This window comes from Natrinema salifodinae, from assembly GCF_900110455.1.
Taxonomy (GTDB): Archaea; Halobacteriota; Halobacteria; order Halobacteriales; family Natrialbaceae; genus Natrinema; species Natrinema salifodinae.
In genome coordinates this window covers 1-14,007 of sequence record NZ_FOIS01000006.1, presented here as the reverse complement: position 1 = coordinate 14,007, position 14,007 = coordinate 1, and the positions used below count along the sequence as shown (strand labels likewise).

Genomic DNA, 14,007 nt, shown 5'->3' with positions numbered 1-14,007 from the left:
CGACTCCGCCGAGCGCGATCGCCTGGCGGTATCGGTATCGGGAGCGGACGCGATCCGGCCACGTCGACACGTCGACACGTAACGGTATAAGAGCGCGATTTCCGGACCTCGATCGGCGGTCGATCGTCGAACGAGGGTGGCTCCGGTCAGGGATCGCAGACGATCGTCAGTCCTCGAGCGTCGGCGGCTCGTTCCGGCCGATGTGGATCTCGTGGGCCTCGATGTCCTCGAGCGCGGCGACGCGGCCACCGACGGAGAGTTCCTCGCCCTCCGTCGTTTCGATCGTGAGGCTGGCAACTTCCTCGCTGACCTCGAAGGCGATGTCGCGGATGCGACCGCGGACGATCCGCTGGCCGCCGACCTCGACGTCTCGGCCCTCGATGGTCGCGTAGAATTCCCCGCCCTCGTCCATGAGGTCCTTCACGCACCGGCGGATGGAGGCGTACTTCCGGGGGTACGCCTCGTTGCGGCCGTCCTCACCGAGGGTGCGTTCCGCGGTCGTCCAAAGGACCGTCCCGAAGAAGCCGGAGACGAGGAAGCCAAGCGCCGACCGGTTGAAGATGACGCCGTAGCGGTCCTGGTCGTCGCGCAGGGCGTCCTGGGTCGCGTAGACGGAGTAGTTCCCGTCGGCGACGGCGATGACCGGCGTCGTGATCCCGCGGCGGGCGCGGGCGGTCGAGGCGACCTCGCCGTAGGCGAACTCCGCCGGATCGGGCGCTTCGCGCGCAGGCGTGACGATCAGATCGACGCTCACGCCGGCGTCGACCGCCGCGCGCAGCTCGTCCTCGTACCGGGTCAGCAGGTCCGGCGTCAGCGACAGGGCGAGTTCGAACTCCGCGGCATCGATAACCTCCTCGAGGTAGCGAAGGATCGTCGATCGGGACTTGACCAGCGAGACGGCTTCCGTGTCCCGGGCCGGCGCCGTGTAGCGGGCCTCGAGTTCGTCGATCATCTGCTCGAGGGAGGACTGCACGTCGTCGAAGGCCTCCTCCGGGTCGATCGCGACGACCTTCATCGGCCGAGACTCGCGCAGTTCGACCAGGCCGCGATCGCTCAAACTGCGGACCGTGTCGTAGACCCGCGGTTGGGGGATCTGCGTCTGGTCCGCGATCTCGCTCGCCGTGAGCTGGCCCTGCTCTAAGACGGTGAGGTAGGCGTCGATCTCGTACTCGCCGAGGTTGAAGCGATCCCCGACGTGCTCGACGGTCGAGCGCAGTTCGTCTGGTGCCATACACCACCCTATGTTCCCGATCGCTAAATGATTTATTATATATCGAGTAGCACGTGTTTTCGTAATCAGGTTGTTTCAGTCGATTCGCTACCGGCGGTCCCAGCCAAACGGTCAGAACCCTTAACCACACCCGGCCTGAGTGTGTTGCCATGCGCGAGGTCCCGTTAGTAGACGAGGGCTCGATGGTCGAGGGCCTCGAAAATGCCATCCCGGTCCCGGTACCGGAGCGAGTAGTCGCCATCACCCTCGCACTCGCCGTGCTCGTCGTCGGCTGGTACCTCTCGAAGCTCGTCGTCCGCCTCGCAGGACGAACGGTCGCCCGCCGGATCGAACGGCCGAGCGTCACCCGAACCGTCCTACGCGGTGTCAGGCTCGCCGTCCTCGTCTGGGCAGGCACCATCGCCGCCGGTATTCTCGGCGTCGGCGACACGGAACTCCTCCTGTCGGTGACCGTCATCTCGGCCGTGATCGCGATCGTGCTCGCGCCGCTGGTCGGCAGCCTGATCAACGGGCTGTACGTGCTGGCCGACCGGCCCTACGAGATCGGCGACATGATCGAAGTCACCGACGCCGGCCACCGCGGCTTCGTCGAGGACATCACCATCCGGTACACCAAGATCTTCACCCTCCAGAACACTTTCATCGTGATCCCCAACTCCGAGATCCACGCGCGCGACGTCATCAACTACTCCGCCGAGGACGAGCGCACTCGGATCACGGTCTCGTTCGACGTCACCTACGACAGCGATCTCACCGCGGCCCGCCAGGCCGCCGAGCGGGCCGCCCGCAACGTCGACATGGTCATCTCCGGCGGACCAGATATCCGGATCGGCAGCGCGCGATACGCTGCAGCGCCCTCCTGCCGGATCGACGAGTACGCTGACGACGGCATTACGCTCGAACTGTTCTTCTGGATCAAACACCCCTACAAACTCTCCGTCGCCCGGGACCGGGTTCAGACGGCCATCGGTGAGCGCTACGCGGACCTCGACGTGGAGTTCGCGTACCCGCGGCGCCACCACGTCTTCGACGAGACCAGCGGGGTCGCCCGCCTGGCCGTCGACGACGCCGAGATCGACGTCGATCGGGCACCCGCGGGCTCGCCGGTCGAACCAGGCGGGCCGAGCGAGCGGGACGAGCAGGAGCAACGGAGCGAGCAGAGCGGCGCGAGCGAGAGTCCCGCGGATCCGGCCGATCAGTAACGGTAGCTGCAACTGCTGCGGTGGCGGCATTGACGGAAACGGGACCGAATTCGGGGGTTTGCTTCGACGTCTCGTGGGTGTGATTTATATCGCTCCCGGTGTAATTCACAACGTACCGACAGATGTACGACGATATTCTCATCCCTACCGACGGCAGCGACACGATTTCCGAGACACTCGCCCACGGGCTGCCCATCGCCGCGAACAACGACGCGACGGTCCACGCGCTGTACGTAGTCGACAGCCGCGTCACCGCCGCGGCCGACTCGGAGGCCAGTACGGACTTAGAGCGGACGCTCGAGGACGAGGGCCGGGCGGCCGTCGAGACCGTCGACGAGCGCGCGAGCGCGGAGGGACTCGAGACGGTCGCCGAGGTGCGACAGGGGACGCCGGCGAAGACGATCCTCGAGTACGCGGACGAGCGGGGGATCGACCTGATCGTCATCGGAACGCGGGGCAAGAGTCCGCGAGAGAAGGTGACTTCGCTGGGCAGCGTCTCTGAGCGGGTTGTCGACAACGCCTCGATTCCGGTGTTCGTCGTCCGAAACGCGGGCGAGCGCGAGTAACGAGGGACGGCGACGAGCGAGGAGAAAACAATCGCGGGGGAGCGGCGGGCCGAAGCCGACGCCGAGGCCGGACGGGTTCAGGCGCGTGCGCTCTCGACCGTGATGACCTCGCAGTCGAGGTGGCTTCGCAGGTAGCGGTCGATGTCGGGGTTGTCGGTGAACCGCCGGAAGATCCGACGAAGTCGACTCGCCTGTTTGGTTCCGATGACGACGGCGTCTGCGCCCTCCGCCGCGACTTCGTCGAGAATGCTTTCCTCGACGAGGAAGCCGGTTCGAACGACGTAGCGGGCGTTTTCGATCCGCCCGAACGTCCCCTCGACCGCGTTTTTCAGGTCCATTCGCGTTACTTTCTTCCCGTTCTGGTAGAGGTCGACGTGGAGAATCGTCAGCGCCGCGTCCCGCTCGCGGGCGACCTCGATCGCCTGCTCGAGCGTTCGTTTCGAGTGTTTCGACAGGGGATACCGAACGGGAACCACGACCAACGACATTAGGAAGCCGAACGCTTCCCGCCCGGGTAAACCTTTCAGTCCGGACTGTCCACACTGCGAACCTGTCCCACACGGTCGGTTCGGCCCGGAAGCCCGGGTCGATCCGTCCCTCGAGGGCGAGCCAGGCGACGTCCGCCGGGACAGACAGTCATTTACCGCGAGCGGGAGTACGGCCGGACATGGACATCTGGTCGACCGAAGACGGCGAGACCGTCTACATTTCGGAGACCGACGGCGACAAGGGATCGAAGGGGCCGTTTCTCGTCGCCTACGAGACCCCCGACACGGACCGCCGGTACGGCTGGTTCTGTACGAACTGCGAAACCTTCGACAATGCGATGGACGCGATGGGTCGGATCAAATGCAACCGGTGCGGGAACTTCCGCAAACCCACCGAATGGGACGCCGCCCACGAGTAGCGACGCCGCGGAACGAAGCCTCGGTCCGCCGGCTGATCGACGATCCAGTCCGCGACCGATAATAGACGATTACCGAAGCCGACTCGTTCATTCGCGAAAATCGATGGGTTAGAAACGGACCCAGTTCCTGATCATCGGGAAGTAACCGTTTGTTCTCGTTACGTACTAACATTTATAGTGGTCGGTGACGTAGCTGGTTCTGAATGGGTCCTGTTAACATGCGACTCGTCGAGCAGGCCAGGTCGATCTTCGCAGAGTTGGGCTACACCGTCGAAGGCAACGGCCCCGAGTTCCGCGCCGAGCGGGCATGGAAAGTCGTTCACGTGAACACAGTACTCGAGACCGGCGACCTCCCGACGTCGGCGTCGGGACAGTTCCACTGTTTCGTCGCCGAACCGTCGGACGCCGACGACCTCGAGGCGCGACTCGAGCGGGCCGAGCCGAACTACGAGTGGGCGATCATCGTCATCGACGGGGAGGACTATCAGGTCGAACGAGCTCCGCCAGGACCACACGTCTCCGTGTAAAAACCTGAAAACTAAAACCGAACCCGACGTTCAAGCGGCCAGCGACACCGAGCGGCCCTATTCTTCGAGCGCGTTCCGCGTCGCCGTCACGCCGGCGCCCGGATCGACGTTCGCGCCCATCGACTCGAGCACGTCTCCCAGCGCCGTCACAACGTAGATCACGTTCTCCGGTCGCGCGGAGTGGCCCATGCAGCCGATCCGGAAGATCTCGCCGGCCAGGTCGCCCAGGCCGCCGGCGATCTCGAGGTCGTACTGCTCGACGAGTCGATCGCAGACCGCGCCGTCGTCGATCCCGTCGGGGACGCGGACGGCGTTGAGACTCGGCAGCCAGTATTCATCGGGCGCGTTCATCGCCAGGCCCATCGCTTCGACGCCCGCTTTCAGCGCACCGGCCAGGCGTTCGTGGCGTGCCCACCGCGCTTCGATTCCTTCTTCGGCGACCAGGCGCAGGGCCTCGCGGATCGCGTAGACGTTCGTGATCGGCGCGGTGTGGTGGTACGAGCGGTCGTCGCCCCAGTAGCCCTCGAGTAGGGAGAGGTCGAGGTACCACGAGCGGGGGTCCTCGTCCCGGGAGAGGACCTTCTCCATGGCCTCGTCGGAGAGGGTCAGCGGGCTCGCGCCGGGCGGACAGGAGAGACACTTCTGGGGACCGGAGTAGGCGACGTCGATGTCCCACTCGTCGACGCGGAGTTCGACGCCGCCGAGGGAGGTGACAGTGTCGGCGACGACCAGCGCGTCGTGGTCGTGGGCCGCGGCGGTGAGCTCGGGCACGTCGGGCTGGAGTACGCCCGTGCTCGTCTCGGCGTGAACGAAGCCGAAGACGTCCGGATCGTGGTCGGCAAGCGCATCCGCGACGTCATCGGGGTCGAGCGGCTCGCCCCACGGCGCGTCGACTTCGACGACCTCGCCGCCGGCCCGCCGTGCCATCGAGGCCATCCGCCCGCCGAAGTAGCCGTTCGTCGGCACGAGCATCCGGTCGCCCGGTTCGACGACGTTCCCGATCGCGGCCTCCATCGCGGCCGAACCGGTCCCCGAGACCGGGATGGTCCACCGGTTGTCCGTCCGGAAGGTGTAGCGCAGCAGCTCCTGGACCTCGTCCATGATCTCGACGAAGGCGGGATCGAGGTGGCCGACCAGCGGCGTGCTCATCGCCCGGAGCACGCGGGGGTTCACGTCGCTCGGGCCCGGTCCCATCAGGGTTCGATCCGGGGGTGTGAGTTCGCCGACGGATGGTGCACGAACCGTCTCGCTCGACGTTTGCTGAGCCATGTAGGCGAGTGCTCACGTGCCACTCGCAAAGAGCTACCGACATCGGTAAGTGCAGCGATCGGCCCGACTGCCGCTCGGTTTCGACACGCACGGCTGCGAGCCGCTTAAGATCACGCGTCACGTAGCCGATACGTCGTGTTCGTCGGTCACGCACTACTGGCGTTCGCCGTCGCGGCGCTTGCCGCCGAGCGACGTGGCTGGGACGGTCGACGGACCCTGACCCTCGGCGCCGTCGCGGGCGCCTTCGCGACGATTCCGGACGTCGACGTCGCGTACGCGCTCGTCGGCCTCCTCGAGTGGCGGGTCGCGGACGGCGCGCTCGGCGCGTCGACGGCCTTCTGGGACGCGAGCCGCGTCGTCCACCGCTCGGTCACCCACTCGCTGGTCGTCGGCGCGATCGCGGCGCCGGCGTTCGGCCTGGTCGCGGTCCGCGGCGCGGGTCGTGCGACCCTCGCCCGCGGCGTCGCCGGCGGGCTCCTCCTGAGCCTCGTCGGGATCGCGTTCGCCGTCGACGGCCCCCTGGCCGCGTTTGTAACGGGACTGTTCGTCGCGAGCGGCATCCTCGTCGCCGCGACCGCCAGGCGGACGTCGCTCTCGCCGACGACGGTCGGCCTGGCCGCGCTCTGGGGGCTGTGGTCGCATCCGTGGGGCGATCTGGTGACCGGGTCCCCGCCCGAGTGGCTCTATCCCTTCGCGTCGCCGGTCCTCTCCTCGCGGGTCGTCCTCCACGCGGACCCGACGCTGCACCTACTCGGCGCGTTCGCGATCGAACTCGCGGTGATCTGGTTCGCGCTCGCGACGTGCTGCCGGCTCACCGGCCGGTCGCCCGTCGCGCTCGTCGATCGGCGGGCCGCCGTCGGCGGCGCCTACGGGATCGCCGCGCTCGCGGCGACGCCGCCGACCCTCGCGGTCTCCTATCACTTCGTCTTCTCCATCCTCGGCGTCGGCCTCCTCTGTGGCGCGATTCGAACGCCGCCGTCGCCGACGCTACCCCGGTCGCTCGGTCGCGATCGCCGGTCGCCGGTACCGGTATCGGTCCCGTCGGTCGATTCGCTGCTCGACGTCTCGCTCACCGGCCTGGCCGCCGTGACGATCGCGCTCGTCGCGTACGCGCTCGTCTACCTGACGGCCGTCGCACCGGCGTAACGGCCCTTCCCGCGGCGCGGCATGCGGTCCGTCGCGATCGGTTGCTGTCGCGCGCCGCGTCCGCCGGTTCCGTTACGTATCCTTTTGGGGAATCGGTCGGTAGGAGTACCCGTGTCTCAGACGTCACTCGAGGACCTGATCGCCGACGGCCGCTCGAACGCGGCGGTCGCGTGGCTGTTGGTCGCCGCGATCGCGGTCATCGGCCTCGGCGAACTGGCGACCGGCGGCGTGCTCTGGACGACGCTCGCGGCGACGCTCGTCGGCCTGGCGCTGCTGCCGCCGCTTTTCTTCCGATCGCCGCTCGCGATGCTCCCCTGGGAAGTCCTGTTGCTGGCGGCGCTGCCCGTCCTCGGACTGGCCCTCGGAGCCGACCGATTGACCGGCCACTTCGCGTCGTACCTCTCGGTCGCGGCGATCGCGCTCGTGCTCACCGTCGAACTCCACGCGTTCACCGCCGTGCGGATGACGCCGAGTTTCGCCGTCGTCTTCGTCGTGGTGACGACGATGGCCGCAGCGGGGCTGTGGGCGCTGTGCAGGTGGAGTGCGGCTCAGCTTCTGGGCGTCCCGTTCGACGCCGACCACGACGCGGTGATGTGGGAGTTCGTCTACTCCGCCGTCGCCGGCTTCGGCGCCGGGATCGTCTTCGAGATCTACTTCAGGCGCCTGGTTCCGCCCGAAAAGCGCCTGCCCGAGGACGTCGGCCCGCTCGCGGACGCGGCGATCGAGATGGAAGCGGAGGCGGAGGTGGACGATGCGTAACCGCATCGGTTGGCTATCCTCGCGGGAGCGCCAGCGCCAACTCTCCTATCTGATGGAACTCGGCCTGGTCGGGATGCTGTTCGTCGGCATTGACCGGGGCAACGGCGGCATCGTCGTCAACACCGGGGTCGCACTAGCCGTGACCCAACTGCCGCCGCTGCTTGAACGCGACTACGAGATTCCGATGGATCCGCGGCTCACGCTGTGGATCACGACGGCCGTGTTCCTCCACGCGTTCGGCGCCGTCGGGCTGCCGGGCTCGACGACGAACCTCTACCGGCAGGTCTGGTGGTGGGATCACATGACCCACGCGCTGTCGGCGTCGCTGGTCGCCGGCGCGGGCTACGCCACCGTCCGCGCGATCGACGAGCACGCAGAGGGCGTCTACCTCCCGCGGAAGTTCGTCTCCCTGTTTATCCTCCTGTTCGTCGTCGCCTTCGGCGTCCTCTGGGAGATCCTCGAGTTCGCCATCGCCCTGTCGGCCGAGGCCTTCGGGTTCGACGCCGTACTCACGCAGTACGGCCTCGGCGACACGATGCTCGACTTCGTGTTCAACTCGATCGGCGCGCTCGTCGTCGCGCTGTGGGGTGGCGCCTACCTCACGGACGTCTCCGGCGCGATCCGCGAGCGACTCGATGCGCGGAGCGACTGATCCGACTCCAGCATCGACCGCTACTTTTCGTCTCGCGCCCGTTAGGGTCCGACTCACTCCGAAACCGACGCGCGGTTTTACGTCGCCGTGCGGTGTAGGACGGGCGGCTATGGTCTTCAAGAAGATCACGCTCATCGGCACCAGTCCCGAGAGCTTCGACGCCGCCGCCGACGACGCCATCGACCGCGCGGAACAAACCCTCCAGAACGTCCACTGGATCGAGGTCGACGAACTCGGGGTCGAACTCGCCAGCGCCGACGACCGAGAGTACCAGGCCGAAGTCACCGTCGCCTTCGAACTCGAAGAGTAAGCGCGACCGCGATCGGACGGAGAAGCGGAAATGGGAACCCGCAACGCTATCGGGGTCCTCGTTTTTCGACTCGTCGGGACGTCGACCGAAATCGTGACTACTTCCGGTTCGAAAGCGGAGAAAACGGCGGAATGCGGCAGAAAACGGATTGATGCGACGAGAGACGCGATGCCGTCGTCGTCGAACGGCGGATCGGCGGGCCGCTCCTTACGTCCGGAACGACTCGCCGCAGCCGCATTCACTGACGACGTTCGGGTTGTCCACGTGGAACCCTTCGGCCTGGAGGCCGCTCTCGTAGTCGAGCACGCTGCCCTCGATGTACTTCAGACTCGCGGGATCGACGAACACGCGCAGGTCGTGGTGTTCGTAGATCGTGTCGTCCCCGTCCGGCGCATCGTCGAACCGCATCCCGTAGGAGAGACCGGCACAACCGCCCTGCTGGACGAACAGGCGGAGCCCGGCTTCCGACGCGTCGAGCCCTTCGCTCTCGAGCAGGGAGAGGGCCTGCTCGGCCGCATCTTCGGTCACTTCGATCTCCGGGCGCGTCTCCGCCTCCCCGCCGTCCATACTGTCCGTGCTCATAGTATTCCCTTCCGGCGCGACGATGTTAACTGTGACGCCATTCTCGCCCGAACGAGCTAGCTGAATACGGTTACGCGACAGTTCGACGACCCTAATAGCTGCTTACTCGCCGAAACGGTTCGTCCGCCGCCGAAGCGAGCGGTAGTACGTTCCGAACTGCCGCTCGTCATTTCGCGAGAGCTCGATGTCGTGTTCCGCGAGGAGTTCGAGCATCCGCTCGAGCTCGCAGTCGTACCACATCGAGAGGAGCCGCACGTTTCGCTGTGCGTAATCGTAGTTGCGCTCGAGGACGCGCTCGTCCAGTGGGTCGACATGCGGTTCCATCTCACCACCCACTCCGTCCTCCATCCACGTAAAACCAGTTTGAAGGTCACCGGCCTGAAAATCGTGTTACGACGCGCAACGGTCCTGAAACTCCGGTTACGCGGTGTAACGGTCCCGTTCGTTACCGATCCCTGTCGTTTTCGAGCCGATCAAGTCGCGTCCGGACGCTCTCGGCGTGCGCTTCGAGCCCCTCGGCGTCCGCCAGCGTCGTAATCGTCTCGCCCAGGTCGGCCAGGCCGCCCGCCGAGAGCCGCTGGACTGTCGTTGACCGAAGGAAGGTCTCGACGGAGAGCCCGCCGGTCACCCGCGCGCCGCCGTCGGTCGGCAGGACGTGGTTCGTACCGCTGGCGTAGTCGCCGGCCGCGACGGGCGTGTGCGGGCCGAGGAAGACGCTGCCTGCGCTGTCGATCCGGTCGAGGAGCGACTCGTCGTCGTCCGCGATGATCGACAGGTGCTCGGGGGCGTACTCCTCGGTGAAGAGGATGGCCTCGCTCATCGATCGCGCGTGCAAGACGCCGCTCGCGTCGTTGGCCAGCGCCTCGCGGATCACGTCTTCGCGCTCGCGCGCGTCCACCCCGTCGTCGACGGCCGCGGCGATCTCGTCCGCGGTGGCCTCGTCAGCCGTGACCGCGACGACGGAGGCGTTGGGATCGTGCTCGGCCTGGGCGAGCAGTTCCGCCGCGACGAGGTCGGGATCGGCCGTCTCGTCGGCGACGACGACGATCTCGCTCGGTCCCGCGAGGAAGTCGATCTCGACGTCGCCCCGGACCTCGGCCTTAGCTGCCGTCACCCACTTGTTGCCCGGGCCGACGATCTTCTGCACGCGGGTGATCGTCTCCGTGCCGTAGGCCAGGCCCGCGATCGCCTGGGCACCGCCGACGCTGTAGACCGCGTCCGCGCCCGCGGCGTGGATCGCCGCCAGCGTGACGGGATTTACGTCGTCGGCCGGGGGCGTCACCACGGAAACGTGGTCGACGCCGGCCACGACTGCCGGGACGACGCCCATGATCGCGCTGGAGGGGTAGGCCGCGGAGCCGCCGGGGACGTAGACGCCGACGCGGTCGATCGGTCGGAACCGTCGGCCCAGCGTGCGGCCGTCGCCGAACTCCTCCCGCCAGTCCTCGGGGAGTTGGGCGTCGTGGAACTTGCGAACGTTCGTCGCCGCGGTCTCGATGGCCTCCCGGATCTCCGCGTCGATCTCGTCGTAAGCCCGCTCGCACTCGTCGGTGATCTCGAGGTTGCCGACCTCGACGCCGTCGAACTCGCTGGTGAATTCGCGGACGGCGACGTCGCCCTCCTCGCGGACCCGCTCGACGATCTCGCGGACGTCTCCTCTGACCGCCTCGATCCCGGCGTCGCGCTCAAAAAACGCCGTGCGGTCGGCCGGTCCGAGATCGGCGATCGCCTGCACGTCGATTGTCATGCGTTCGGGTTCGTGCGGCGGTCGAAAAACGGTTTCCTTCCGCTCACGCGTCCGAGTTCTCGACCTCCCAGACCCCGACGAAGTCGAGGGTCGCCCTGACGAACAGGTAGACCAGCAGGGCGAACCCGACGACGGCGAAGGGGGCCTGGAGCAGGCTCGCGGTCTCCGCGCCGAGCACGATCCGACTGAGCCCCCGGACGAAGAAACTCAGGGTCACGAGCCCGAACGCGACGACCGCGAGTTTGACGAATCCCGATCGATCCATGTGTCTCCCTACGATCCCGGTCGCTAAATCGTGTCGATTCGATAGCATGGATCGTCTGTTCTCGCGTGCGCTCGCGAGGCGCGCATACGAACCAAATACAAACCACAAACCGCGACGAACGCGAACCGAACGAATCGCAGTTGGCGAGTGCCGTCCCGGTCATCAGTCACGACGCGGCCGGTAACCGGTTCCTATCGCTCTCGGAACGCCCGGAGAGACCGGTACGCCCGCCTCACCTCCGTTCGGCCCCGCAAGCGTGCCATAACTATTCGTCGGCGGCCGGACCTCCCGCTATGTGGCCGTGGGAACACGCGATCGTCGCCTATCTCGCCTACTCGCTGTGCCGTCACATCCTCACCCGCGAGTCGCCAGGCGGCCTCGACGGCTTCGCGGTCGTGGTCGCGTCGGTGCTCCCCGACCTGATCGATAAGCCGCTCGCGTGGGAGTACGGCGTCTTCGACGTCGGCTACGGGATCGGCCACTCGATCTTCTTCGCGGTGCCCCTGGCGCTGGTCGTCGGGACCGTCGCGAACGCGGCCGGCCGGCCGCGGACCGGACTCGCATTCGGGTTCGGCTACCTATCGCACCTCCCCGCGGACGTCGCGGACGCGCTGTTCCGACAGGGAGTGCTCCAGGTCGAACTCATGCTCTGGCCCGCCGCCACGGTCGAGGGTCGGCCACCCGGCCCCGGCGTCGTCGAGGCGTTCACCATGTTGTTCGACCGCTACTGGCACCACCTGATCGCGGGCGAACTCTCGACGTACCGCTGGACGCAGGTCGGTCTGGCCGGCCTGGCGCTGCTGGTGTGGCTCGCCGACGGCGCGCCGGTCCTCCGCGAGTGCCTGGTGGCGGGGACGAGAGGCGTCCGAGCGCTCCTCGCGCGGGATGCGGAGTCGTCGCGCGCGAACCGATCGGACTAGCGGTCTCTCGTTGGGTCGACCGCTGTCGGAGCTACCCGCAGTAACAGTTGTCCGGCGGACAGTGGGTCATCTCTCGATCACCGACCTCGATGCCGAGCGCCGAGAGCGATCCGAGCAGCCGACGGGTCGCGTCGGTATCCGGCCTGGTCATTCCGGCGACCGCACCCGTCGGGGACTCGCCCGCCTCGATCGTCGCAACGACTTCTCCGTCGACGTGGTCGATCACCGCGACGTGGTTCGCCGTCTGCACCGGGACGTACAACTTCTCTCGATTCGGTCCCCAGGCACCTGAAATCGACCGCCCGCCAACGTCGAGTTCTCGCTCGACTGTCGCGTCCTCGACGTCGAGCACCGTTACGGCCTCGGCATCCGGCGTGAAGAGATAGCCGGTCTCACCGTCGGGGCCGATCTCGCTCGTGATCGGTGCCGCCGAGAGCCCGTCGTCGCGCGTGATGCGCTCGCGTTCGACCGGCTCCTCGGGGTCAGAGACGTCCCAGATGCTCTCGGAGCCCTCCCGAGGGATGTCGGGATCGGGCCCGAGTTCGCCCTCGCCGTTCTCGACGAGGAGGCGATCGCCGTCGAACGACGCCGTCGCCATGAACGGCAAGACCTTCCCCTCCCCGACCGGCTCGCCCGCGTCGATTCGCGCGACGATCTCGAAGGGATCGAGGGAGACGACCGCCAGCGTCTCGTTCGCAATCTCCGGGACGAAAGCGTACTCTCCGTCGGGACCGAGCGTCGCGTCACACGGCCCCGTGTACTCCGTTTCGATTTCGCCGGTCACCGTCCCGAACTCGTCGTTGCTGCGATCGGCGTCGACCCGGACGATCGAATGCGTCTCCGGCTCGTCGGGGTCGGGGTCGAGCGTCGTCGTCCCGCCCGCGGCGACGACCAGTTGGTCCTCGCCTGGCGTCAAGTTCGGGTAGTTCGGTCCGTAGCCGGTCTCGACGGCGGCGACTTCCTCGAGCGTGTGCTGGTCGACCGCGCGAATCCCTCCGTCGACGTTGAGCCAACAGACGTCGTACTCGGAGTCGGCGCTCGTCCCGTACTGGTTCGCGGGAAACGAGGCCGTCGTGTCGATGAACGCGGTCTCGAGGTGTTCGTCCGCCTCGGCGTCGATGACGCTCACCGTTCGATCGCCGTTATTGAACGCGAACACCGTGGGCACGCGCTCGCGCTCGCCTGCTGAATCCGAGAGGCAACCCGAGAGCGAGACCGTCGCGCCGACGGTCGCGGAGGACGCAAGGAGCCGCCGCCGATCGACGCCCTCCGCGAAGGGGTCCACCGGTCGGACGCCAACTGACGATTCGGCCGCCGGTCGATCGTCCGCTCGCTGGTCGGTCATGTCCGAACGGACATCGCCTGGCAACTAAAGCGTCGGTCTACAAATGGGTGTGATACTGGCCGGTACTGTTCGTCTGGAGTCAGTGAGAGGTCTCGGCCAGATGATCGGCAGCAAACTATGCGATACCGCCTATCTGTGCGGATCTCGGACTCGCTTTCCGCTGTTTACCATATCGGGTAAGAGTCGTTCCCTCGTGACTTCCCAACGCAGAGCAATGTGCGTCCGAGACGACGGCCTTATATATTCGACCGGCGTTCGACACTAATGCGAACGACGTGGCGCACGCCGCCACGTTCCCTCCGGCCGCATTCCGGCACGGAGGCAGGCACTTCATCCGCCCCTCGACACTCAGCGAGGGCGTGCGGATCGAGCGTGATCGACGCCGACTATCGGCGTTCCAGTACGATGCCCTTATACACTCTGGGCGCGTACAAGAAATCACGCGCATTCCCCCGCCGGCTGCGATTTCCGGCGCGGGCATCGATCCGACGCCCTTAAGTGTACGAGGGCATTCGGATGAGAACGCGAACGCAAAAGAACGCGTGACCGACGAAGCGTTCAACTCGCTTCGTCAACCCG

At 66.8% G+C, this 14,007-nt stretch carries 17 protein-coding genes; 9 read left to right on the top strand and 8 right to left on the bottom strand.

Going from position 1 to position 14,007, the window contains the following annotated elements; genetic code table 11:
- Positions 1-166 precede the first annotated feature (166 nt).
- Positions 167-1,231 (bottom strand): HTH-type sugar sensing transcriptional regulator TrmB, encoded by a 1,065-nt coding sequence (gene trmB, locus BMY29_RS19675; RefSeq protein WP_049992149.1) that lies wholly within the window; start codon positions 1,229-1,231, stop codon positions 167-169.
- Positions 1,232-1,380: 149 nt separating this feature from the next.
- On the opposite strand from trmB, the gene BMY29_RS19670 reads away from it, so the two are divergent.
- Together BMY29_RS19670 and BMY29_RS19665 are read left to right on the top strand one after the other, a co-directional pair.
- A complete protein-coding gene (locus BMY29_RS19670) occupies positions 1,381-2,433 on the top strand; it encodes a mechanosensitive ion channel family protein (protein ID WP_049992148.1) in 1,053 nt (350 codons plus the stop codon).
- 122 nt (positions 2,434-2,555) lie between these two features.
- Positions 2,556-2,999 carry a universal stress protein gene (locus tag BMY29_RS19665; RefSeq protein ID WP_049992147.1) on the top strand — a complete coding sequence of 148 codons (444 nt, stop codon included), beginning with the start codon at positions 2,556-2,558 and terminating at the stop codon, positions 2,997-2,999.
- Between the two features lie 77 nt (positions 3,000-3,076).
- On the opposite strand, the gene BMY29_RS19660 is transcribed toward BMY29_RS19665, so the two are convergent.
- Positions 3,077-3,487, bottom strand: a complete 411-nt coding sequence (locus BMY29_RS19660; RefSeq protein ID WP_049992146.1) for a universal stress protein — start codon at positions 3,485-3,487, stop codon at positions 3,077-3,079.
- Between the two features lie 179 nt (positions 3,488-3,666).
- Between BMY29_RS19660 and BMY29_RS19655 the strand changes: the two genes are divergently transcribed.
- Both BMY29_RS19655 and BMY29_RS19650 read left to right on the top strand, forming a co-directional pair.
- A complete protein-coding gene (locus tag BMY29_RS19655; protein WP_049992145.1) occupies positions 3,667-3,906 on the top strand; it encodes a DUF5816 domain-containing protein in 240 nt (79 codons plus the stop codon).
- Positions 3,907-4,124: 218 nt separating this feature from the next.
- On the top strand, positions 4,125-4,433 hold the full coding sequence (locus BMY29_RS19650) for a DUF7116 family protein (protein ID WP_049992144.1): 309 nt from the start codon (positions 4,125-4,127) through the stop codon (positions 4,431-4,433).
- A 57-nt stretch (positions 4,434-4,490) separates the two neighbouring features.
- On the opposite strand, the gene BMY29_RS19645 is transcribed toward BMY29_RS19650, so the two are convergent.
- On the bottom strand, positions 4,491-5,702 hold the full coding sequence (locus BMY29_RS19645; RefSeq protein WP_049992143.1) for a pyridoxal-phosphate-dependent aminotransferase family protein: 1,212 nt from the start codon (positions 5,700-5,702) through the stop codon (positions 4,491-4,493).
- A gap of 135 nt (positions 5,703-5,837) precedes the next feature.
- Between BMY29_RS19645 and BMY29_RS19640 the strand changes: the two genes are divergently transcribed.
- The 4 genes from BMY29_RS19640 (at position 5,838) to BMY29_RS19625 (ending at position 8,569) form a co-directional block, all read left to right on the top strand.
- Positions 5,838-6,848: a metal-dependent hydrolase gene (locus BMY29_RS19640; RefSeq protein WP_049992142.1), complete on the top strand. Its 1,011-nt coding sequence runs from the start codon at positions 5,838-5,840 to the stop codon at positions 6,846-6,848.
- 111 nt (positions 6,849-6,959) lie between these two features.
- Positions 6,960-7,607, top strand: a complete 648-nt coding sequence (locus BMY29_RS19635) for a hypothetical protein (protein WP_049992141.1) — start codon at positions 6,960-6,962, stop codon at positions 7,605-7,607.
- Positions 7,600-8,259, top strand: a complete 660-nt coding sequence (locus BMY29_RS19630; protein WP_049992140.1) for a DUF2238 domain-containing protein — start codon at positions 7,600-7,602, stop codon at positions 8,257-8,259. The genes BMY29_RS19635 and BMY29_RS19630 overlap by 8 nt, the downstream gene beginning before the upstream one ends.
- Positions 8,260-8,368: 109 nt before the next feature.
- Entirely contained in the window at positions 8,369-8,569 is a 201-nt protein-coding gene (locus tag BMY29_RS19625) for a dodecin (protein ID WP_049992139.1), read from the top strand.
- A gap of 207 nt (positions 8,570-8,776) precedes the next feature.
- Here the strand turns inward: BMY29_RS19625 and BMY29_RS19620 are convergent, their stop codons facing one another.
- The 4 genes from BMY29_RS19620 to BMY29_RS19605 form a co-directional block, all read right to left on the bottom strand.
- The gene (locus tag BMY29_RS19620; RefSeq protein ID WP_049992138.1) at positions 8,777-9,151 is read right to left on the bottom strand and encodes a HesB/IscA family protein; all 375 of its coding nucleotides are present in this window, start codon (positions 9,149-9,151) and stop codon (positions 8,777-8,779) included.
- A gap of 102 nt (positions 9,152-9,253) precedes the next feature.
- The gene (locus BMY29_RS19615) at positions 9,254-9,475 is read right to left on the bottom strand and encodes a hypothetical protein (protein WP_049992137.1); all 222 of its coding nucleotides are present in this window, start codon (positions 9,473-9,475) and stop codon (positions 9,254-9,256) included.
- A 121-nt stretch (positions 9,476-9,596) separates the two neighbouring features.
- Positions 9,597-10,898 (bottom strand): histidinol dehydrogenase, encoded by a 1,302-nt coding sequence (hisD, locus tag BMY29_RS19610; RefSeq protein ID WP_049992136.1) that lies wholly within the window; start codon positions 10,896-10,898, stop codon positions 9,597-9,599.
- Positions 10,899-10,941: 43 nt separating this feature from the next.
- Positions 10,942-11,163 carry a hypothetical protein gene (locus BMY29_RS19605; protein ID WP_049992135.1) on the bottom strand — a complete coding sequence of 74 codons (222 nt, stop codon included), beginning with the start codon at positions 11,161-11,163 and terminating at the stop codon, positions 10,942-10,944.
- A gap of 293 nt (positions 11,164-11,456) precedes the next feature.
- Between BMY29_RS19605 and BMY29_RS19600 the strand changes: the two genes are divergently transcribed.
- A complete protein-coding gene (locus BMY29_RS19600) occupies positions 11,457-12,083 on the top strand; it encodes a metal-dependent hydrolase (protein WP_049992134.1) in 627 nt (208 codons plus the stop codon).
- 31 nt (positions 12,084-12,114) lie between these two features.
- Here the strand turns inward: BMY29_RS19600 and BMY29_RS19595 are convergent, their stop codons facing one another.
- Entirely contained in the window at positions 12,115-13,428 is a 1,314-nt protein-coding gene (locus BMY29_RS19595) for a YncE family protein (RefSeq protein WP_049992133.1), read from the bottom strand.
- Positions 13,429-14,007: the final 579 nt, after the last annotated feature.

Coding starts and splice junctions, on each gene's coding strand:
- trmB (WP_049992149.1), bottom strand. CDS start 1,231: ATGGCACCAGACGAACTGCGCTCGACCGTCGAGCACGTCGGGGATCGC.
- BMY29_RS19670 (WP_049992148.1), top strand. CDS start 1,381: ATGCGCGAGGTCCCGTTAGTAGACGAGGGCTCGATGGTCGAGGGCCTC.
- BMY29_RS19665 (WP_049992147.1), top strand. CDS start 2,556: ATGTACGACGATATTCTCATCCCTACCGACGGCAGCGACACGATTTCC.
- BMY29_RS19660 (WP_049992146.1), bottom strand. CDS start 3,487: ATGTCGTTGGTCGTGGTTCCCGTTCGGTATCCCCTGTCGAAACACTCG.
- BMY29_RS19655 (WP_049992145.1), top strand. CDS start 3,667: ATGGACATCTGGTCGACCGAAGACGGCGAGACCGTCTACATTTCGGAG.
- BMY29_RS19650 (WP_049992144.1), top strand. CDS start 4,125: ATGCGACTCGTCGAGCAGGCCAGGTCGATCTTCGCAGAGTTGGGCTAC.
- BMY29_RS19645 (WP_049992143.1), bottom strand. CDS start 5,702: ATGGCTCAGCAAACGTCGAGCGAGACGGTTCGTGCACCATCCGTCGGC.
- BMY29_RS19630 (WP_049992140.1), top strand. CDS start 7,600: ATGCGTAACCGCATCGGTTGGCTATCCTCGCGGGAGCGCCAGCGCCAA.
- BMY29_RS19625 (WP_049992139.1), top strand. CDS start 8,369: ATGGTCTTCAAGAAGATCACGCTCATCGGCACCAGTCCCGAGAGCTTC.
- BMY29_RS19620 (WP_049992138.1), bottom strand. CDS start 9,151: ATGAGCACGGACAGTATGGACGGCGGGGAGGCGGAGACGCGCCCGGAG.
- BMY29_RS19615 (WP_049992137.1), bottom strand. CDS start 9,475: ATGGAACCGCATGTCGACCCACTGGACGAGCGCGTCCTCGAGCGCAAC.
- hisD (WP_049992136.1), bottom strand. CDS start 10,898: ATGACAATCGACGTGCAGGCGATCGCCGATCTCGGACCGGCCGACCGC.
- BMY29_RS19605 (WP_049992135.1), bottom strand. CDS start 11,163: ATGGATCGATCGGGATTCGTCAAACTCGCGGTCGTCGCGTTCGGGCTC.
- BMY29_RS19600 (WP_049992134.1), top strand. CDS start 11,457: ATGTGGCCGTGGGAACACGCGATCGTCGCCTATCTCGCCTACTCGCTG.
- BMY29_RS19595 (WP_049992133.1), bottom strand. CDS start 13,428: ATGACCGACCAGCGAGCGGACGATCGACCGGCGGCCGAATCGTCAGTT.